Source organism: Geodermatophilus sp. URMC 61, from assembly GCF_052931555.1.
This window is the reverse complement of sequence record NZ_JBRFHZ010000002.1, coordinates 3,123,462-3,143,383: the sequence shown is the minus strand read 5'-3', so window position 1 is coordinate 3,143,383 and position 19,922 is coordinate 3,123,462. Positions and strand designations below refer to the sequence as shown.

Sequence of the window (19,922 nt, the reverse complement as noted above, 5' to 3'; positions counted from 1 at the left end):
CTCCTCACCCCTCGCGAGTCCAGGGTGAGCCTCGGGACGAGGCCGGCGCGAGTGGCGGGGGACGAGGAGGCCCTTCACTAGGCCACCGGCGGCGGGACCTGGACGCGCCGGGGGTAGGTGATCGAGAAGACGTGCGCCGGCTCCCGGTAGGGGTCGAGCTCGACGTAGTTGAACTGGCCCCAGTCCCAGCTGTTGCCGGTCAGCTCGTCGGTCACGGTGAACCGTTCGTACCAGTCCAGGCCGAGCGCCGGCAGGTCGAGCGCCGTCGTCCCGATCTGGGTGTGGTGACTGGAGAGGTTCACCACCACCAGGACGGCGTCCTGCGAGCCGGGGTCGGTCTTGGAGAAGCAGATGAGGTTCGGGTTGTCCACGTGGTGGAACCGCAGGGTGCGCAGCTGCTGCAGGGCCGGGTGGGCGCGGCGGATCTCGTTGAGCCGGCGCAGGTAGGGCGCGAGGCTGCGCCCGGAGGACTCGGCTGCGGCCCAGTCACGCGGCCGCAGCTGGTACTTCTCGCTGTCGAGGTACTCCTCGCTGCCGGGGCGCACCGCGACGTGCTCGAAGAGCTCGTAGCCCGAGTAGACACCCCACGTCGGGCTCATCATCGCCGCCAGGGCGGCGCGGATCTTGAACATCGGCGGGCCGCCGAGCTGCAGCGACGCGTGCAGGATGTCCGGGGTGTTCACGAAGAAGTTCGGCCGCATGTAGTGGCAGTTGGCGGCCAGCTCGCGGCCGTACTCCTCCAGCTCGCCGCGCTCGGTGCGCCACGTGAAGTACGTGTAGGACTGCGTGTACCCGAGGCGGGCGAGCTGGTGCATCATCGCCGGCCGCGTGAACGCCTCGGCCAGGAAGAGCACGTCGGGGTCGGTCTCCTTGACCGTCCAGATCAGCCAGTGCCAGAAGTTCAGCGGCTTGGTGTGCGGGTTGTCGACGCGGAAGATCCGCACCCCGGCGTCGATCCAGACCCGGAGGACCCGCAGGCACTCGGCGTAGAGGCCCTCCGGGTCGTTGTCGAAGTTGATCGGGTAGATGTCCTGGTACTTCTTCGGCGGGTTCTCCGCGTAGGCGATGGTCCCGTCGGGCTTGGTGGTGAACCACTCCGGGTGCTCCTTGACCCACGGGTGGTCGGGCGCGGCCTGCAGCGCGAAGTCCAGCGCCACCTCCATGCCCAGCTCGCGGGTGCGCTCGACGAAGGTGCGGAAGTCGTCCATGGTGCCCAGCTGCGGGTGGACGGCGTCGTGCCCGCCCTCGGCGCTGCCGATGGCCCACGGCGACCCCGGGTCGTCCGGCCCGACCTCGTGCGGGTTGCCGCCGGGGTACTGCGGGGAGTTCGGGCCCTTGCGGTTGACCGTGCCGATCGGGTGGATGGGCGGCAGGTAGACGACGTCGAAGCCCGTGTCGGCGATCGCGGGCAGCCGCTCGGCGGAGGTGGCGAACGTGCCGTGGGTCGCCCGGCCGTCGACCACCGCACCGGTGGAGCGGGGGAAGAACTCGTACCAGGAGCCGAACAGCGCCCGCGGGCGGTCGACCCACACCTCGTACTCCGGGCCGGGCGTGACCAGCTCGCGCACGGGGTGGTCGTGCAGGTAGCGCTGCATCGCGTCGGCCAGCGCCGGGGCCACCCGGGCCGGCAGCTCGCGGGAGGTGTCGCGCAGGGCCGCGGCGGCCTCGGTGACCCGGTGGCGCCAGTCGTCGTCGGCCTCGGCGGCCACCCGGTCGAGCAGCCGGGCGCCCTCCTCCAGGTCGTTGGCGAGCTCCTCGGGACCCTGGCCGGCCGCCATCTTGACCTCGACGGCGTGGTGCCAGGTCGACAGCGGGTCGCTCCAGGCCTCCACCCGGTAGGTCCACCGGCCCTCGCGGTCGGGCACGACGGTGGTCAGCCAGCGGTCGGGCTGGTCGCCGAAGCGTTCCATCCGGTACAGCGGTCGCTCGGCGCCGTCCCCGCCGGGTGCGGTCCGAGTGGGACCGCCGGCCGCCTTCGTGGGTGGGGTCCAGACGACGTTCGCCGCGACGGCGTCGTGGCCCTCGCGGAAGACGGTGGCGGTGATCGGTAGGTGCTCGCCGACCACGGCGCGGGCGGAGAACGCACCGCAGGACACGACGGGGGCGACATCGGTGATGCCGAGACGGAGGTCAGCGCGGCCAGTCATCCGGACCACGCTATCGAGGACACGCCGAGTGGGCACATCGGCGGTTGCACCTCCTCCGGGCGGCCGGGACCGGGGGCGCCGAGCGGTCGTCACCCGTCTGTGGCGGCCTCGGCCCCTGACTACTCTCCCCCCGTGCGCGCACTCCGCAGGTTCACCGTCCGGGCAGCACTCCCCGAGGAGCTGCTGTCGCTGTCCCAGCTGGTCACCAACCTCCGGTGGTCCTGGCACGCCGAGACCCGTGACCTCTTCGAGGCACTGGACCCGGAGCTGTGGCGGACCTGCAAGGGCGACCCGCTGAAGGTGCTGGGCGAGGTCTCGGCCGGGCGGCTGGCCACCCTGGCGCGGGACCGCCGCTTCCTGCGCCGGCTGCAGGACGTCGTCGACGACCTCGAGGAGTACCTGTCCGCCCCCCACTGGTACCAGTCGCTGGGTGAGGGGGCCCCGAAGACGGTCGCCTACTTCTCCGCGGAGTTCGGCATCACCGAGGTGCTCCCGCAGTACTCCGGCGGCCTGGGCATCCTCGCCGGCGATCACCTCAAGGCCGCCTCCGACCTCGGCGTCCCGCTCATCGGCGTCGGACTGCTCTACCGGGCCGGCTACTTCGAGCAGGGCCTGTCGGCCGACGGCTGGCAGCTCGAGCACTACCCCTCGCTGGACCCGCACGGCCTGCCGGTCAAGCTGCTGCGCCAGCCCGACGGCACCGCCGTCGTCATCAACGTGCCGCTCCCCGAGGGGCGCACGCTGTTCGCGCACGTGTGGCGCGCGCAGGTCGGCCGGGTCTCGCTGCTGCTGCTCGACAGCGACATCGAGGAGAACGCGCCCGCCGAGCGCCTGGTCACCGACCGGCTCTACGGCGGCGACGAGGACCACCGGCTGCGGCAGGAGATGCTGCTGGGCATCGGCGGCGTCCGGGCGCTTCGGGCCTACTGCCAGCTCACCGGGACGCCGGCGCCGGAGGTCTACCACGCCAACGAGGGGCATGCGGGCTTCCTCGGGATCGAACGGATCCGCGAGCTGACCGAGTCGCACGGGCTGTCCTTCCCCGAGGCCCTCCAGGCGGTGCGCGCGGGGACGGTGTTCACCACCCACACGCCGGTTCCGGCCGGCATCGACCGCTTCCCGCGGGCGCTGATCGAGCGCTACTTCGCCGGGTTCGGGGTCCCGCTGGACCACCTCATCCCGCTGGGCGCGGAGGAGGACCCCACGAAGTTCAACATGGCGTACATGGGCCTGCGGCTCGGGCAGCGGGCCAACGGTGTCAGCCAGCTGCACGGGCACGTCAGCCGGTCGATGTTCCGGGGTCTGTGGCCGGGCTTCGACGAGGGGGACGTGCCGATCGGCTCGATCACCAACGGCGTGCACGCGCCCACCTGGACCGCCCGCGAGCTGGTCGAGCTGGGCACCCAGGCGAGCAGCCTGGGCGACCCGGTCGACGTCGAGGGCCCGGCGCACTTCGACGGCGTCGACCGCATCCCGGCCGGTGAGCTGTGGAGCACGCGGCGGATGCTGCGCGGGCGGCTGGTCGAGGAGGTGCGCCGGCGGCTGCGTGACACCGCGCTGGCCCGTGGCGCTGCGGAGTCCGAGGTGGGCTGGACCGACACCGCCTTCGACCCGGACGTGCTCACCATCGGCTTCGCCCGCCGGGTGCCCTCCTACAAGCGGCTGACCCTGATGCTGCGCGACCGGGCGCGGCTCAAGTCCCTGCTGCTGGACCCGGACCGGCCGGTGCAGCTGGTCATCGCCGGCAAGAGCCACCCGGCTGACGACGGCGGCAAGCAGCTGATCCAGCAGATGGTGAAGTTCGCCGACGACCCCGAGATCCGGCACCGGATCGCGTTCCTGCCCGGCTACGACATCGGCATGGCCCGCTACCTCTACTGGGGGTGCGACGTCTGGCTCAACAACCCGCTGCGGCCGCTCGAGGCGTGCGGCACCTCGGGGATGAAGGCCGCGCTCAACGGCGGGCTGAACCTCTCCATCCGCGACGGCTGGTGGGACGAGTGGTTCGACGGTCAGAACGGCTGGGCCATCCCCACCGCCGACGGCATCGCCGACCCCGAGCGCCGCGACGACATCGAGGCGCGGGCCATCTACGACCTGCTGGCCACCCAGGTGGTCCCGCGCTTCTACGAGACCGACCGCGACGGCGTGCCCACCCGGTGGGTCGAGATGGTGCGACACACGCTGCGCGAGACCGGCCCGAAGGTGCTGGCCACCCGGATGGTCCGCGACTACGTGCAGCAGCTGTACGTACCCGCGGCCGGCTCGTCCCGGGCCATGGCCGAGGGCGGCTACGACGCCGCCCGCACCGAGGCGACCTGGCGTGCCCGGCTGCTCGACCACTGGGGCGACGTCCGGGTCGCGCACGTCGAGGCCACCGGCGCGGGGGACACCCCGGAGATCGGCTCGACCCTGGCGCTGCGGGCCGAGGTGGAGCTGCCGGGGCTGACCCCGTCCGACGTCCAGGTGCAGGCGGCCTACGGGCGGGTGGACGACTCGGACGGTCTGCACGAGGTGACCACGCTGCCCATGGCGCACGAGCACACCGAGGGGTCGCGGCACTGGTTCACCGCCACGCTGCCGCTGGAGCGCACCGGTGCCTTCGGGTACACGGTGCGCGTGCTGCCGCACTCGGAGCACCTGGCCGACCCGGCCGAACTGGGGGTCGTCGCGTCGGCCTGACAGAGGGCCCCCTGCCCTCCGCCCCTCGTAGGAGGACCCTGTCCCTGCCCACCTCCCGCGGACTCGGGGCGGGACCCGGGGCGGGGGCCGCGGGGGCCCGGGGCGGGCCTCGGTGGGCACATCCGCCACGCCGGTCGCACGTGTCCCGGCGGCCCGGCCGGTGATCGGCGTGGCGGGAAGGACCCGTCACCCAGCAGGGTGAGTCGCATCTAGGCTTGACGCCATGCCCGACCGCTGTGAAGTCCTGCCAGGCGACTCCGTCGTCGCTCGACGCGGAGGCGGCCTGCTGTGGGTGGACGCCCCCGGCTCGCCGGCCCTGGTCGCCGCGCTGCACGCCTGCCTGGGGGTGTCCGGTCCCGGCGCGGAGCGCGTCCTCGGGGCGGTCGCCGGGCAGGTCTCCGCGCTCGGCGGCAGCTCGGCCTCCTTCGCGCTGGTCCTCGTCGACACCACGGGCGGCTCGGGCACCGGCGTCGCGCTGTGGTCCGGCAAGGGACAGCCGGCCGTGGACGGCGTCCCGGTCTCGGGCTCGTCGGTCGACGGCTGCACCCTCGCGAGCGGCTTCCAGCTCGGCCAGACCCTCTACGTCGGCCCCGGCCAGCCGGTGCCCTCCATGCCGCCGGGCGTCGCCTACGACCTGGTCGAGGGCACGGTCCCCGGCTCGGGCGCGATGCTGCAGCTGGCCGCGGTGGCGCACCCGTCGTCGGCCGCCGCCCCGCAGGCCGCGGCGTCGTCGTTCACCGCGGGCTCCGACGCCGGCTTCGGCAGCGCGGGCTCCGGCGCCGGCTTCGGGAGCGCGGGCTCCTCGGGCTACGGCGCGACGGCCGCCTCCTCGCGGCCGCAGGAGGACGAGGGCGAGGCGACTGCGTTCTGGAAGCCCGACACCGCGCCCGCTCCGGTGCTGCGCTTCGACGACGGCCTGGTCGTGACCGTCGACGAGGACCTGGTCCTCGGCCGCCGTCCGGACAACCACGAGCTGGTCACGGCGGGCTCGGCGCGGCCGGTGCCCATCGCCGACACCCAGAACGTGCTCTCCTCGGCGCACGCCGCGATCCAGCGCAACGGCCGCGAGGTCTCGCTGGTCGACCTCGGCTCGCTCAACGGCACCCACGTCGCCGGCCCCGAGGCGACCGAGTGGACCCAGCTCGAGCCCGGCGTCGCCCACCCGCTCTCCGACGGCGACCGGCTGCTGCTGGGCTGGACGGTCATCACCTTCGAGCAGCAGCCCGACTGAGAAGGGACCCTTCTCCCCTCCCGCCACTCGCAGGCGGGGGCCACGCCCACGAGAGCCCCGGTCCGCGTGGTCCGGGGCTCTCGGCGTTCTCGGGCGGACCGGGCCCGCCCGAGCCGACCACTGCCGGCGTTCCTCGCGCCGTGCCGGGGCTGCAGCACCCCCGAGGCGCGCGGAACCCCGGCAGTGGGGCCGACGGCGGCGCCTGACCGCGGTGTCAGGGTCTCCGGAGGACGCGCAGCAGCCAGATGCAGCGCGGCGGCACCTCGATCGGGCCGGGCGCGACCACGGTCGGACGCGGCGGGGCACCGGTGGCCCACTCGGTCGAGACGACGAACTCGTAGCCGTCGGCCCACGGGGGGCCGGGCAGGTGCACGGTGACCGGTTCCGCGCCGGCGTGCAGCTGCACCAGGTAGGAGTCGTCCTGCACCGGCCGGCCACGCGGGTCGCGGTGCCGGATCCCGCGGCCGTCGAGGTACATCCCGATCGTCTGCAGGTCGTTGTCGAACCAGTCGCCGGTGTCCAGCTGCGCGCCGCCGGGGGCGAACCAGGCCAGGTCGCGGGTGCCGCCGGTGTCGGCGACCTCGTGGCCCTCGAAGAAGGCCTCCTGCCGCAGCACCGGCGACTCCCGGCGCAGCCGCACCAGGCGGCCGACGAAGGCCCGCAGGTCCTCGTCGACCTCGGCCCAGCCCAGCCACGAGACCTCGTTGTCCTGGCAGTAGGCGTTGTTGTTGCCGCCCTGGGTGCGGCCGAGCTCGTCGCCGGCGGTGAGCATCGGGACGCCGGTCGACAGCAGCAGCGTGGCCAGGTGGTTGCGCACCTGCCGGGCCCGCAGGGCGCAGACCTCCGGGTCGTCGGTCGGGCCCTCGACGCCGCAGTTCCAGTTCCGGTTGTGGCTCTCGCCGTCCCGGTTGTCCTCGCCGTTGGCCTCGTTGAGCTTGTGCTCGTAGGTGACCAGGTCGGCGAGGGTGAAGCCGTCGTGGGCGGTCACGAAGTTGACGCTGGCGAAGGGACGACGGCCGTCGGAGCGGTAGAGGTCCGACGAGCCGGTCAGCCGGTAGGCCAGGTCCCGCACGCCGACGCGGGCACCGGACCACACGTCGCGGACGGTGTCGCGGTACTTGCCGTTCCACTCGGTCCACAGCGGCGGGAAGTTGCCCACCTGGTAGCCGCCGGGGCCGACGTCCCACGGCTCGGCGATGAGCTTGACCTGGCTGACCACCGGGTCCTGGTGGACGACGTCGAAGAACGCCGAGAGCCGGTCGACGTCGTGCAGCGAGCGGGCCAGCGCCGCGGCGAGGTCGAAGCGGAAGCCGTCGACGTGCATCTCGGTGACCCAGTAGCGCAGCGAGTCCATGAGCAGCGCCAGCACCTGGGGACGGCGGACGTCGAGGGTGTTCCCGCAGCCGGTGTAGTCCTGGTAGCGGGAGGAGTCGCCCTGGCGCAGCCGGTAGTAGCCGCCGTTGTCGATGCCCTTGAACGACAGGGTCGGGCCGGTGTGGTCGCCCTCGGCGGTGTGGTTGTAGACGACGTCGAGGACGACCTCGATGCCCGCGGCGTGCAGCGTCTTGACCATCGCCTTGAACTCGGTGACCTGCTGCCCGGCCGTGCCTGCGGAGCTGTAGGCCGCGTGCGGGGCGAAGTAGCCCAGCGTGTTGTAGCCCCAGTAGTTGGTCAGCCCGCGGCGCAGCAGGTGGGGCTCGCTGACGAAGTGGTGCACCGGCAGCAGCTCGACGGCGGTCACGCCGAGGGACTGCAGGTGCTTGACGAACGCGGGGTGGGCCAGACCGGCGTAGGTGCCGCGCAGCGCCGGGGGGACCTCGGGGTGGCGGATCGTCGCGCCCTTGACGTGCACCTCGTAGATGACCGTGTCCGACCAAGGGGTGGCGGGGGAGCGGTCGCCGTCCCACGGGAAGGCGTCGCGGACGACGACCCCGCGCGGCACGTACGGCGCGGAGTCGCGCGGGTCGCGGCCCTCACCGCTCTCGTACCGGAAGCCGAACAGGGCCGGGTGCAGCGACTGGTCGCCGTCGACGGCGCGGGCATAGGGGTCCAGCAGCAGCTTGGCCGGGTTGTACCGCTGTCCGGAGCTGGGGTCCCAGGCGCCGTGCACGCGGTAGCCGTAGCGCTGGCCGGGGCCGACGCCGGGCAGCCGGCCGTGCCACACCTGGTGGGTGTTCTCCTGCAGCCGGTGCCGGTGCTCGGTGCCGTCCTCGTCGAACAGGCACAGGTCGACCGCGTGCGCGCCGGCCGACCACAGCGCGAAGTTGGTGCCCGTGCCGTCCCAGTGGGCGCCCAGGGGCGCGGGTCGGCCGGGCCACACCTCGTACTCGTCCGGGCTGCTGCGCACGCCGAGGATCCTGTCAGTCCCGGCCCGGTCCGGGTCGCAGCGGCGCGGGTGGGGCCCGGGTTGGTTGGATGGGGGCCGTGTCGAGCGAGTCGGTCGTCGAGATGCAGGGTGTGGACGTCGTCCGGGGGGAGACGTACCTGCTGCGCGGCATCGACTGGACGGTCGAGTCCGACCAGCGCTGGGTGGTCCTCGGCCCCAACGGCGCGGGCAAGACGACGCTGCTGCAGCTGGCCGCGGCGCAGATGCACCCCACCCGCGGCGTGGTCACGCTGCTCGGGGAGACCCTCGGCGCGGTCGACGTCTTCGAGCTGCGGCCGCGGATCGGGCTGACCAGCGCCGCGCTGGCCCAGCGGATCGAACCGGGCGAGCGCACCGGTGACGTCGTGCTCTCCGCCGGGTATGCGGTGATGGGCCGCTGGCGGGAGCGCTACGACGTCCACGACCTCACCCGCGCGGCGATGCTCATGCAGCAGTGGGGCGTGACCCCGATGGCGCACCGCCCGTTCGGCACCCTCAGCGAGGGCGAGCGCAAGCGGGTGCAGATCGCGCGGGCGCTCATGCCCGACCCGGAGCTGCTGCTGCTCGACGAGCCGGGCGCGGGGCTGGACCTCGGCGGCCGCGAGGACCTGGTCAGCCGGCTGACCGACCTCGCCCGCTACGCATACGCCCCGGCGCAGGTGCTGGTGACCCACCACGTCGAGGAGATCCCGCCGGGCTACACCCACGCACTGCTGCTGCGCGGCGGGCAGGTCGTCACGGCCGGGCCCCTGGAGCAGGTCGTCACCCAGGAGGCGCTGTCGGAGACCTTCGGGCTGGCGCTGGAGGTGCAGCGCGCCGACGGACGCTGGACCGCCCGCCGGGCGGCGTAGATGAAGGGCCTCCTCCTCTCCACCCCTCGCAGGCTCGGGGCGGTGCCCTGGAGGAGGCCGTCGGGGATCGCGTCGGCAGCGGAGGTCCACCGCCGTCCGCCGCTGCCGGCGGTCGTGGCGGGGGCGGCCCTGGTGCTCGGGGTCGTCGTCCAGCTGCTGCCGCTGGTGCTGTTCCCCACGGTGCTCAGCCAGGACGGCCCGGCGCACGTGGCCGGGGCCTGGGTGCTGCTGCACTCCGGGGACGGCGGCGCGACCGGCGCGGTGCTGGCCGAGCACTACCGCACCGACCTGACGCCGGTGCCCAACATGCTGGCCACGCTGCTCCTGGCCGCGCTGGTGCCCCTGGCCGGGCCGGACGGCGCGGAGAAGCTGCTGGTCGCCGGGCTGGTGCTGGGGCTGGTCGGTGCCCTGGCCTGCGCGGTGCGGGCCCTCGACCGGCGGGCGTGGTGGCTGGCCGCGGCGGCGCTGCCCCTGGCCGGGAGCCACCTGGTGGCCTACGGCTTCTACAACTTCGTGCTCGGGGTGATCGGGGCGCTGCTGGTCCTCGCACTCGGGCTGCGCCGCCGGGACGGCTGGCGGGTCCCCGCGGGAGCGGGCCTGGCCGGGCTGCTCGTGCTCACCTGGAGCGCGCACCTGCTGCCGTGGGTGTTCGCCGCCGGCAGCGTGCTGGTGCTGGCGGGGGTGCGCGCCACCGCGGCGGTCCGCGCCGGGCAGCCGGTCGTCGGCGCCGTCGGCCGGCACGCCGTCCCGGTGCTGCTGGCCGTCCTGCCGTCGGTCGCGCTGACCGCCGGCTACCTCGCGACGGGGGAGGGGCCGCCGGCCGAGGGCCGCGTCGGGCTGTCGGCCGGACGTCTCGGGGAGCTCGTCACCGGGCTGCGACCGTTCGTCACGGGCTGGGGAGCCGAGCGGCTGCCCGCCCTGGTCACCGTCGTCGTGCTCGCCGTCCTCGCCGCCGCGGCGCTGCGGCGGGCGCGGCCGGGCGGCCCCGGGCCGGGGGCGGAGCGGGTCGCCCTCGGCCTGCTGCTCGTCGGCGTCACGGCGGTCTACGCGCTGACGCCGGACCGCCTGAGCGCCGACTTCGGCTTCCTCGCCGCCCGGCTGGCCTGGTTCCCACCGCTGCTGCTGGTGCTGTGGGGGGCCACCCGCGCCCCCGGCGCGCGCGCCGGCGCCGCCGCGGCCGTGCTCCTGGCCGCCGCCGCCTCGGCCGCCGCCTTCGCCCGGCTGCCCGCGGAGCATGCCGCGGCCGACGAGGTGGCCGCGCTGCTGGCGCTGGCCGAGCACGTCCCGCCGGGCTCGACGATCGCCGTCCTGCAGTACGACCGGTCGGTCGTCTCGCCCGCCATCGGCGTCCCCGACCCGCTGCGCCACGAGTCCAGTCGGCTGGCCGTCCGCGCCGGCGGCGTCGACGTCGGCCACTACGAGGCGGTGCACGACTACTTCCAGGTGCGCTTCGACGGGCCGCCGTACCTGCGGCAGCGGCTGGACGCCGACCCGCAGCTGCGCGGGCTCGAGCGGATCCCGCCGGTGGTGGACCTGCCCGCGGTGCGCGGTGACCTCGACGCCGTCGTGGTGCTGGGCCTGGACCGGGCCGACCCCGACGTCCGTCGGGCCCCGGGCACCCGCGCCGTCACCGCTGAGCTGTCGGCCCACTACACACAGGTGGCGACCTCACCGTCCGGCCTGGGGGTGCTGTGGCGAGCCGACCCGGCGGCCGGTCAGACTGTGGGAGGCGGCAGCGCGGCCGCCCCGACGGGCTGACCCCGGGTTCCGCTCAGGAGCACCGGGGTATCGACGTCCCGCCGTGCCGGGAGGGACCGGCGCGGCGGCCCAGGACCCGGGGATCCCGGGAGAGCTTCGGAGGACGCGTGCGCAGGCCACTGCCGGGGACCGGCTCCACCGTCGACGTCGGAGCGGGACCCGCCGGGTCCGTCGTCTCCGGGGCCCCCGAGTGGCTGCCCCGTCGTTCCACGCGTGCTGCCTAGGCTCGGCGGCACGCCGGCCGCCCCCACCTCTCCGGCACCGGTCCGCCCGGCCCGCCGGTCCGGCCTGTGGATCCGCCTCGGCGAGCGCTCCGGCCAGCCGTGGTCGGTCGGCGTCCTCTCGGTCCTCCTCGGGGGGCTCGTCACCGCCGGGGTGGTCGCCCGGTTCGTCGCGCCGCCGGAGCTCTGGCTCGACGAGGCGCAGAGCGTCGCGATCGCCCACCTGCCGCTGCCGGAGCTGTTCGCCGCGCTCCAGCAGGACGGTTCGCCGCCGCTGTACTACCTGCTCCTGCACGTCTGGACGGCGCTGTTCGGCACCAGCGCCATAGCGGTGCGCTCGCTGTCGGGGGTCATCAGCGTCCTGACGCTGCCGCTGGCCTGGCACGTCGCCCGCCGGCTCGCCGGGCGCCGCACGGCCGTCGCGCTGGTCGTGCTGCTGGCGACCTCGCCCTTTCTCATCCGCTACGCCAGCGAGACGCGGATGTACGCGCTCGTGGTGCTGCTGTCCGTGCTGGGCGTCGCCGCGGGCGCCGCGGTGGTGCGCCGCCCCGGTGCCGGGCCGGTCCTCGGGTTCGGCGCGGTCACCGGCGCCCTGCTGCTGACGCACGTGTGGGCCTTCCACGTCGTCGCGGTCACCGGGGTGCTCGCGCTCGCGGCGCTGCCCTTCCGCCGCGGCCCGGCCCTGCGCGTGCTCGCCGGGCTCGCACTGGGCGGGCTGCTGTACAGCCCCTGGCTGCTGTCGTTCCTCGTCCAGCTGGCCCACACCGGGACGCCGTGGGCCGCCTCGCCCGGCTATGCCGCGCTGCCCCTCGCACTGGAGGCCTGGCAGGGCGGGGGTCAGGTGCGCGCCCACGTCCTCGGGACGGCCCTGCTGCTGCTGGCCGCCGTCGGTCTGTTCGCCACGGCCGCCGGGCGGCGTCCCGGCGAGCGCACCGTGGTGCTGTCCCTGCAGCCGCGTCGCTCGCGCCTGGTGCTGCTGGCGATGTGCCTCGGCGTGCTGCTGGTGGCCGGCGAGGTCAGCCGGCTGACGGGCACCGCGGTCCACGACCGCTACACCAGCGTCGCGGTGTTCGCCTTCCTGGCACTGGCCGCCCTGGGCGTGGCGGCCCTGCCGGGCACCGGCGTGCGCGCCGCCGTGCTGGTGGTGGTCGCCGGCCTCGGCCTGGTCACCGCGCTGCCCCAGCTGGCGGAGCCGCGCACGCAGGCCGGGGAGGTGGCCCGGGCCCTGGACGACGCGGCCCCCGGTGACGTCGTCGTCTTCTGCCCCGACCAGCTCGGGCCGGCGGTGGCCCGGCTGGTGCCGCCGGAGCGGGGACTGGACCTGGTCGTCTACCCCGACCTCCGCCCGGCCGACCGGGTCGACTGGACCGACTACGAGGCCCGCATGACCAGCACGCCGTCGACCGCGGTCGCGGCCGACGTCCTGCAGCGCGCCGGTGCCGAGTCGGCCGTCTGGGTGGTCACCGGGCCGGGGTACCGCGTGCCCTCGACGCAGCGCTGCGGCCAGCTGGTCGACATGCTCGAGAGCGCCCGCGGGCCGGCGGAGCTCGTCCTGACGCCCGACCGCCGCATCTTCGAGGACAGCCGGCTGCAGTACCTGCCGCCCGTCGCCTGAAGAAGGACCCCTCTGCTCCCCGCCAAAGGAGGGCCTCGTCCCCCCGCCCCTCGCAAGCTCGGGGCGGGACCCGGGACGAGGCCAGCGGCGGGACCCTGCAGAGGGCCGTTCCGGTACGTCACCAGGCGCGGGACGGGGCCGCCCGCCGGGGACTGCGGGAGGCCGCTGGCTAGGGTGCCGTGGACGACGTCGTCCACCGCCAGGAGGTCCCCGTGGCAGAGACCGAGTTCGTGACGCTGCAGGTCGAGGACGGGGTGGGGACCATCCGCCTCGACCGGCCGAAGATGAACGCGATCGACGAGCAGTTGCACATGGAGGTGCGCGCCGCGGCGCTGGAGGCCGCCGAGCGGGGGGACGTGCGCGCCGTCGTCCTCTACGGCGGGGAGCGGGTGTTCGCGGCCGGCGCGGACATCAAGGCCATGTCCCAGCTCGACGGCCGCAGCATGGTGGCCTGGGGCCGGGAGCTCACGGACTCCTTCACCGCGGTCCAGGAGATCCCCAAGCCGGTCATCGCCGCCATCACCGGCTACGCCCTCGGCGGCGGTTACGAGCTGGCCCTGTGCGCCGACTTCCGCGTCATGGGGGCGGGCGCGAAGGTCGGCCAGCCGGAGATCCTGCTCGGCGTCATCCCCGGCGCAGGTGGCACCCAGCGGCTGGCCCGCCTGGTCGGCCCGGCCAAGGCCAAGGACCTGGTCTTCACCGGCCGGCACGTCGGCGCGGAGGAGGCCCTGGAGATCGGGCTGGCCGACGCCGTCGTCCCCGACGCGGAGGTGTACGACACCGCCGTCGCCATGGCGCGCAAGTTCGCCGCCGGGCCGCCGCTGGCGCTGGCCGCCGCCAAGAAGGCGATCGACGAGGGCCTGGACCGGCCGCTGCGCGAGGGCCTGACCCTGGAGAGCCGGCTGTTCGCCGAGCTGTTCGACACCGAGGACCAGCGGACCGGCATGCGCTCGTTCCTGGAGAACGGGCCGGGCAAGGCCACCTTCGCCGGGCGCTGAACCCCGCCGGGGGTCGGGGTGACCCAGGTCACCCCGACCCCTGGCGGGAGGGCCGTTACCCGGCGGTAACCTCCACTATCGGAGCAGGCGGGCGCTGACCCGCGATCCCGACCCCAGCGCGGAGGTAGGTCTGACGATGAACATCGTCGTTCTGGTCAAGCAGGTCCCCGACTCAGGGAGCGAGCGCAACCTGGACCCGGCGGACAACACCGTCGCCCGGGGCAGCGCGGACAACGTCGTCAACGAGATCGACGAGTACGCCATCGAGGAGGCCCTGCAGCTCAAGGAGGCCCACGGCGGCGAGGTCACGATCCTGACCGTCGGCCCCGAGTCGGCGGCCGACGCGATCCGCAAGGCCCTGTCGATGGGCGCGGACAAGGCCGTGCACGTGGGGGACGACGCCATCCATGGCGCCTGCGCCCCGCAGACGTCGGCGATCCTGGCCGCGGCGCTGCAGCAGATCCCCTTCGACATCGTGCTGTGCGGTGCGGAGTCCACCGATGGCCAGCTGTCGGTGATGCCGGCGCTGCTGGCCGAGCGGCTGGGCATCCCGCAGCTGTCGGGCGCGCGCAAGCTGACCGTCGAGGGCGGCGTGGCGCGGGTCGAGCGGCAGACCGACGGCGGCTACTGGGCGCTGGAGGCGCCGCTGCCGGCGATCGTGTCGACCTGGGACACCATCAACGAGCCGCGCTACCCCTCCTTCAAGGGGATCATGGCCGCCAAGAAGAAGCCGGTGGAGAGGAAGTCGCTGGCCGACCTCGGCATCGACCCGGCCACCGTGGGGCTGGCCACCGCCACCAGCCAGGTGCTCGACTTCGCCGGCCGCCCGCCCAAGGGCGCCGGCGTCAAGGTCACCGACGAGGGCGACGGCGCCGCGAAGCTGGTCGACTTCCTGGCCGCCCAGAAGATCGTCTGACCCGGATCGAAGCGCAGGAGGAGACACAGTCATGGCAGAGGTCAACGGGTCCGAGGTGCTGGTCCTCGTCGAGCTCAACCCGACCGGTGAGGGCGTCCGCAAGACCACGCTGGAGGCGCTGACCGCCGCCCGCGCGCTCGGCGAGCCCTCCGCGGTCGTCGTCGGCGCCCCGGGGTCGGCCGCCGCCGCCAAGGCGCAGCTGGCCGAGTACGGCGCGCAGAAGGTCTACGTCGCCGAGTCCGAGGAGGTCGACCAGTTCCTGGTCGCCCCCAAGGCCGAGGTGCTGGCAGGGCTCGTGGCCGACAAGCAGCCCGCCGCGGTCGTCATCCCGTCCTCCCCCGAGGGCAAGGAGGTCGCCGGCCGGCTGGCCATCAAGACCGGCTCGGGCTTCCTCACCGACGTCACCGAGATCGCCCCTGATGGCACCGCGACCCAGGTGGCCTTCGCCGGGGCGACGATCGTGCACTCCAAGGTCACCGTCGGCACCCCGATCTACACCGTGCGCGGCAACTCGGTCACCCCCGAGCCGGCCCCCGGCGCGGCCGAGGAGGAGCAGGTGACGGTGGCTCTCTCCGACGCCGCCCGGGCCACCCGCGTCGTCGACCGGGTCGTGGAGCAGAAGTCCGCCCGCCCGGAGCTGACCGAGGCCTCGATCGTCGTCTCCGGCGGTCGCGGCGTCGCCTCGGCGGAGAACTTCTCCATCATCGAGGCGCTCGCGGACTCCCTCGGCGCGGCGGTCGGCGCCTCGCGCGCCGCGGTCGACTCCGGCTACTACCCGCACACCTTCCAGGTGGGGCAGACCGGCAAGACCGTGTCCCCGCAGCTCTACATCGCGGTCGGGATCTCCGGCGCCATCCAGCACCGGGCCGGCATGCAGACCAGCAAGACGATCGTCGCGGTCAACAAGGACCCCGAGGCGCCGATCTTCGAGCTGGCCGACTTCGGCGTCGTGGGTGACCTGAACACCGTCGTCCCGCAGGCCACCGAGGCCATCAACGCCCGCAAGTAGCAGAAGGACCCCGTCCTCCCCACCCTTCGCACGCTCAGGGTGGGACCCGGGACGGGGCCGTTCCAGTGCGTCGCCGCGTCGAGCGCCGGTCCCGTCGGGGCCGGCGCTCGACGTCCGTCCGGCGGGAAGTGTCGGGGTGCCGACCGGGTTGGCGCAGAGGTGGACGGGAGCACGGTGCCGGGGATCCTCGACCAGGCGCACCGGCGGACGACGGCGGGCCTGCTCATGCTCGTCACCTTCATCGCGTTCGAGGCCATGGCCGTCGGGACGGCGATGCCGACCGCGGTCGCCGAGCTCGACGGGCTGGCCTGGTACGGCTGGCCGTTCAGCGCCTTCCTCGTGGCCTCGGTCGTGGGCATGGTCGTCGGCGGGGACGTCGGTGACCGCCGCGGCCCCCGCGTCGCCCTGCCCTGGGGCGTCGCGGCCTTCGCGGCGGGGCTGCTGGTCGCTGGGCTGGCCGGCAGCATGGCGGCCTTCGTCGCCGGGCGGGCGCTGCAGGGGCTCGGCGCCGGCGTCATGGTGGTCCTGCTGTACGTCATCGCGGGGCAGGCCTACGCGCCCTCGCTGCGGCCCCGCCTGTTCGGCGCCATCTCCGCGGCCTGGGTGCTCCCGGCCCTGGTGGGGCCGGTCGTGGCCGGGCTCGTCACCACGCACGCCAGCTGGCGGCTGGTCTTCCTCGGCCTGCTGCCGCTGATCGTCCTCGGTGCCTTTCTCGTGCTCTCGGCCGGCCGGTCGCTGACCGCGCCGGACTCCCCGCCACCCCCGGCGACGGGACGGCAGTGGTGGGCGGTGCTCGCCGGCCTCGGCATCGCCGCGCTGCAGTACGCCGGCCAGCGCCTGGACCTGCTGGCGTTGCCCGTGGCCGTCGTCGGCGCGGTCGCCCTGGTCGCCGGCCTGCGCCCGCTGCTGCCGCGCGGGACCGCCCGCCTGGCGCGAGGGCTGCCGGCGGTGGTCGCCTCCCGTGGGCTCCTGGCCGGCGCCTTCTTCGGCATGGACGCCCTCATCCCGCTGCTGCTGACGAGCGTGCACGGCTACAGCCCGACCGCCGCCGGCCTCCCGCTGACCGCCGGCGCGGTCGGCTGGGCGCTGGCCTCGCAGCTGCAGGGCCGCTTCCCCGACGTGCCGCGGGAGCGGCTGCTGCGCCTCGGTTTCGTGCTGCTCGCCGCGGGTCTGGCCGCGACCGTGCTGGCCGCGGTCCCCGCGCTGGGCGGCCGGCCGGCCTACCTGACCTGGGCGCTCGCGGGCCTGGGCATGGGCTTCGGCATGCCCAGCGTGGGCGTGCTGCTGCTCGAGCAGTCCCCGGAGCACCGCAGGGGGGCGGACTCGGCCGCGCTGCAGATCGCCGACGTCACCATGTCGGCCCTGTGCATCGGGCTGGCCGGCGTCCTCGTCGCGGCGGCCACGGAGGGGTTGCTCGGTCTGCCGACGGCGGTGACGGCGGCGATCGCCGTCTGCACCGCCCTCGCGCTGCTGGGCGCACGGCTGGCCGGACGGGCGGCTGCTCCGCCGCGGGAGGCGGTCCCCGGCGCCGGGACTACCCTGGCGGCGTCATGAGCAGCTCCGAGGCGGTCTACCTGGACCACGCGGCGACCACGCCGGTGCTGCCCGCCGTGCTGGCCGCGATGACCGAGCAGCTGAGCCGCGTGGGCAACGCCTCCTCGCTGCACGCCAGCGGCCGGGCCGCGCGCCGGGTGGCCGAGCAGTCGCGCGAGCGGCTGGCCGAGGCACTGGGTGCGCGTCCGTCGGAGGTGCTGTTCACCGGCGGGGGCACCGAGAGCGACAACCTCGCCGTCAAGGGCCTGTTCTGGGCCCGGCGTGACGCCGACTCCCGCTGCCGGCGCATCGTGGTCAGCCCCGCCGAGCACCACGCGGTGCTCGACAGCGTCGAGTGGCTGGCCAAACAGGACGGCGCCGACGTCACGTGGCTGCCGGTCGAGCCGACCGGCCGGATCACCCCGGAGGCACTGCGCGCGGCGCTGGGCACCGGTGCGGACGTCGCCCTGGTCAGCGTCATGTGGGCCAACAACGAGATCGGCACGGTCAGCGACCTGGCCGCGCTCGCCGAGGTCGCGCACGACGCCGGCGTCCCGCTGCACACCGACGCCGTCCAGGCGGTCGGGCAGGTGCCGGTCGACTTCGCCGCCAGCGGCGTCGACGCGCTGACCATGACCGGCCACAAGCTCGGGGGGCCCATGGGCGCCGGCGTCCTGCTGCTGCGCCGCGAGGCCGAGTGCACCCCGCTGCTGCACGGCGGCGGCCAGGAACGCGACGTGCGCTCCGGCACCCTCGACGTGGCCGCGATCGTCGGGCTGCAGGTGGCCACGACCCTCGCGGTCGCCGAGCGGGAGGAGCGGGCCGCGCGGCTGTCCGTGCTCCGCGACCGGCTGGTCGCCGGCGTGGCGGCCCAGGTGCCCGACGCCCAGCTCAACGGCGCCCCGCTGGACGACGTCGTCGCCGGCGGACCGGGTCGGCTGCCCGGCAACGCGCACCTGTCCTTCCCCGGCGCCGAGGGCGACGCGCTGCTGATGCTGCTCGACGCCCGCGGCGTGGAGTGCTCCACGGGCTCGGCCTGCAGCGCCGGCGTCGCCCGGCCCAGCCACGTGCTGCTGGCCACCGGTGCCGACCCCGACCGCGCACGCAGCTCGCTGCGGTTCAGCCTCGGGCACACCTCGACCGACGCCGACGTCGACGCCGTCCTCGACGTGATCGGGCCGGTCGTCGAGCGCGCTCGGCGGGCGGGGATGGGGCGGCGGTGAGGCGGCAGCGAGTGGGCACCGCGGCGAGGTTCCGGAGCCGGCAGGGAGTGGGCATCGCGGCGAGGTTCCGGAGCCGGCAGGGAGTGAGCATCGTAGCGAGCTCTGCGAGCGAGGAGCGGAGCGACCGCGGAGGCGACCGGTGTTGTTGAGCGAGGAGCGGAGCGACCGCGGAGGCGACCGGTGCTGTTGAGCAAGGAGCGCAGCGACCGCGGAGCCGAACGGGACCGCTCGTGACCATGCGTGTGCTCGCCGCGATGAGCGGGGGCGTGGACTCGGCGGTCGCCGCTGCGCTGGCCGTCGACGTCGGACACGACGTCACCGGCGTCCACCTGGCGCTCTCGCCGGACCGGCAGACCCTGCGCAGCGGCGCCCGCGGGTGCTGCAGCGTGGAGGACGCGCACGACGCCCGTCGGGTGGCCGACGAGCTCGGCATCCCGTTCTACGTCTGGGACCTCGCCGAGCGCTTCACCGAGGACGTCGTCGAGGACTTCGTCGCCGAGTACGCGGCCGGCCGCACGCCGAACCCGTGCCTGCGCTGCAACGAGCGGATCAAGTTCTCCGCGGTGCTGGACCGGGCCCGGGCGCTGGGCTTCGACGCGGTCGTCACCGGTCACCACGCGCGGCTGGCCGGCGGGGAGCTGCGCCGGTCGGTCGACGCGGCCAAGGACCAGTCCTACGTGCTCGCCGTCCTCACGGCCGAGCAGCTGGCCGGCGCGGTCTTCCCGCTGGGTTCGATGACCAAGCAGCGGGTGCGCGAGATCGCGGCCGCGCGCGGGTTCGCGGTGGCCACCAAGGCCGACTCGCACGACATCTGCTTCATCCCGGACGGCGACACCCGCGGCTTCCTCGCCCGGCGGCTCGGCACGCAGCCGGGCCCGGTCGTGGACGCCGCCACGGGCGCGACGGTGGGGGAGCACGCGGGGGCCTACGGCTTCACCGTCGGCCAGCGGCGCGGGCTCGGCGTCGCCGTCGGCGACTCCCGGCCGCGCTACGTGCTCGGCATCGAGCCGGTGACCCGCACGGTCACCATCGGCACCGCGGATCTCGCCGGGGTCGACGAGGTCCGCACCGCCCCGCCGACCTGGACGGGCACCGCGCCAGCCCTGCCGTTCTCCGCCGAGGTGCAGCTGCGGGCGCACGGCACCCCGGTGCCGTGCGAGGTGACCGCGGGGGACGACGGCGGCCTGCGGCTGCTGCTCGGGTCCGGACAGCGTGGCGTGGCGCCCGGGCAGTCGGCGGTCCTCTACGCCCCCGATGCCGAGCGGGGCGACCTGGTGCTCGGCCAGGGCACGGTCCTCGGCACCGCCTGAGAGCGGAGCACCCTTCCCCGCGCCCGGCGTGGCACCGTGAACGGTGGCCGCTCCGCGACGTCA

At 74.8% G+C, this 19,922-nt stretch carries 13 protein-coding genes; 11 read left to right on the top strand and 2 right to left on the bottom strand.

What is annotated here, in order from left to right:
* Nucleotides 1-77 precede the first annotated feature (77 nt).
* Nucleotides 78-2,147 carry an alpha-1,4-glucan--maltose-1-phosphate maltosyltransferase gene (locus ACU610_RS14570; protein ID WP_446768424.1) on the bottom strand — a complete coding sequence of 690 codons (2,070 nt, stop codon included), beginning with the start codon at nucleotides 2,145-2,147 and terminating at the stop codon, nucleotides 78-80.
* Between the two features lie 132 nt (nucleotides 2,148-2,279).
* Between ACU610_RS14570 and glgP the strand changes: the two genes are divergently transcribed.
* Together glgP and ACU610_RS14560 are read left to right on the top strand one after the other, a co-directional pair.
* A complete protein-coding gene (glgP, locus tag ACU610_RS14565) occupies nucleotides 2,280-4,829 on the top strand; it encodes an alpha-glucan family phosphorylase (protein ID WP_446768423.1) in 2,550 nt (849 codons plus the stop codon).
* A gap of 223 nt (nucleotides 4,830-5,052) precedes the next feature.
* Nucleotides 5,053-6,060 carry an FHA domain-containing protein gene (locus ACU610_RS14560; RefSeq protein ID WP_446768422.1) on the top strand — a complete coding sequence of 336 codons (1,008 nt, stop codon included), beginning with the start codon at nucleotides 5,053-5,055 and terminating at the stop codon, nucleotides 6,058-6,060.
* Between the two features lie 214 nt (nucleotides 6,061-6,274).
* Here the strand turns inward: ACU610_RS14560 and glgX are convergent, their stop codons facing one another.
* Nucleotides 6,275-8,407, bottom strand: coding sequence for a glycogen debranching protein GlgX (gene glgX / locus ACU610_RS14555; RefSeq protein ID WP_446768421.1), 2,133 nt, complete (start codon nucleotides 8,405-8,407; stop codon nucleotides 6,275-6,277).
* A 68-nt stretch (nucleotides 8,408-8,475) separates the two neighbouring features.
* Here glgX and ACU610_RS14550 point away from each other — a divergent pair, with 68 nt between their 5' ends.
* From ACU610_RS14550 to mnmA, 9 genes are all read left to right on the top strand, one after another.
* Nucleotides 8,476-9,276 carry an ABC transporter ATP-binding protein gene (locus tag ACU610_RS14550; protein WP_446768420.1) on the top strand — a complete coding sequence of 267 codons (801 nt, stop codon included), beginning with the start codon at nucleotides 8,476-8,478 and terminating at the stop codon, nucleotides 9,274-9,276.
* Between the two features lie 42 nt (nucleotides 9,277-9,318).
* Nucleotides 9,319-11,034 carry a hypothetical protein gene (locus tag ACU610_RS14545; RefSeq protein WP_446768419.1) on the top strand — a complete coding sequence of 572 codons (1,716 nt, stop codon included), beginning with the start codon at nucleotides 9,319-9,321 and terminating at the stop codon, nucleotides 11,032-11,034.
* 213 nt (nucleotides 11,035-11,247) lie between these two features.
* Nucleotides 11,248-12,870 carry a glycosyltransferase family 39 protein gene (locus ACU610_RS14540; protein WP_446768418.1) on the top strand — a complete coding sequence of 541 codons (1,623 nt, stop codon included), beginning with the start codon at nucleotides 11,248-11,250 and terminating at the stop codon, nucleotides 12,868-12,870.
* 212 nt (nucleotides 12,871-13,082) lie between these two features.
* Nucleotides 13,083-13,868, top strand: a complete 786-nt coding sequence (locus ACU610_RS14535) for an enoyl-CoA hydratase/isomerase family protein (protein ID WP_446768417.1) — start codon at nucleotides 13,083-13,085, stop codon at nucleotides 13,866-13,868.
* Between the two features lie 136 nt (nucleotides 13,869-14,004).
* Nucleotides 14,005-14,784, top strand: a complete 780-nt coding sequence (locus ACU610_RS14530) for an electron transfer flavoprotein subunit beta/FixA family protein (protein WP_446768416.1) — start codon at nucleotides 14,005-14,007, stop codon at nucleotides 14,782-14,784.
* Between the two features lie 31 nt (nucleotides 14,785-14,815).
* Nucleotides 14,816-15,793 (top strand): electron transfer flavoprotein subunit alpha/FixB family protein, encoded by a 978-nt coding sequence (locus ACU610_RS14525; RefSeq protein WP_446768415.1) that lies wholly within the window; start codon nucleotides 14,816-14,818, stop codon nucleotides 15,791-15,793.
* Nucleotides 15,794-15,952: 159 nt separating this feature from the next.
* Nucleotides 15,953-17,347, top strand: coding sequence for an MFS transporter (locus ACU610_RS14520; RefSeq protein WP_446768414.1), 1,395 nt, complete (start codon nucleotides 15,953-15,955; stop codon nucleotides 17,345-17,347).
* On the top strand, nucleotides 17,344-18,549 hold the full coding sequence (locus tag ACU610_RS14515) for a cysteine desulfurase family protein (protein WP_446768413.1): 1,206 nt from the start codon (nucleotides 17,344-17,346) through the stop codon (nucleotides 18,547-18,549). Before ACU610_RS14520 ends, ACU610_RS14515 begins: the two co-directional genes overlap by 4 nt.
* 236 nt (nucleotides 18,550-18,785) lie before the next feature.
* The gene (mnmA, locus tag ACU610_RS14510; protein WP_446770725.1) at nucleotides 18,786-19,859 is read left to right on the top strand and encodes a tRNA 2-thiouridine(34) synthase MnmA; all 1,074 of its coding nucleotides are present in this window, start codon (nucleotides 18,786-18,788) and stop codon (nucleotides 19,857-19,859) included.
* Nucleotides 19,860-19,922 lie beyond the last annotated feature (63 nt).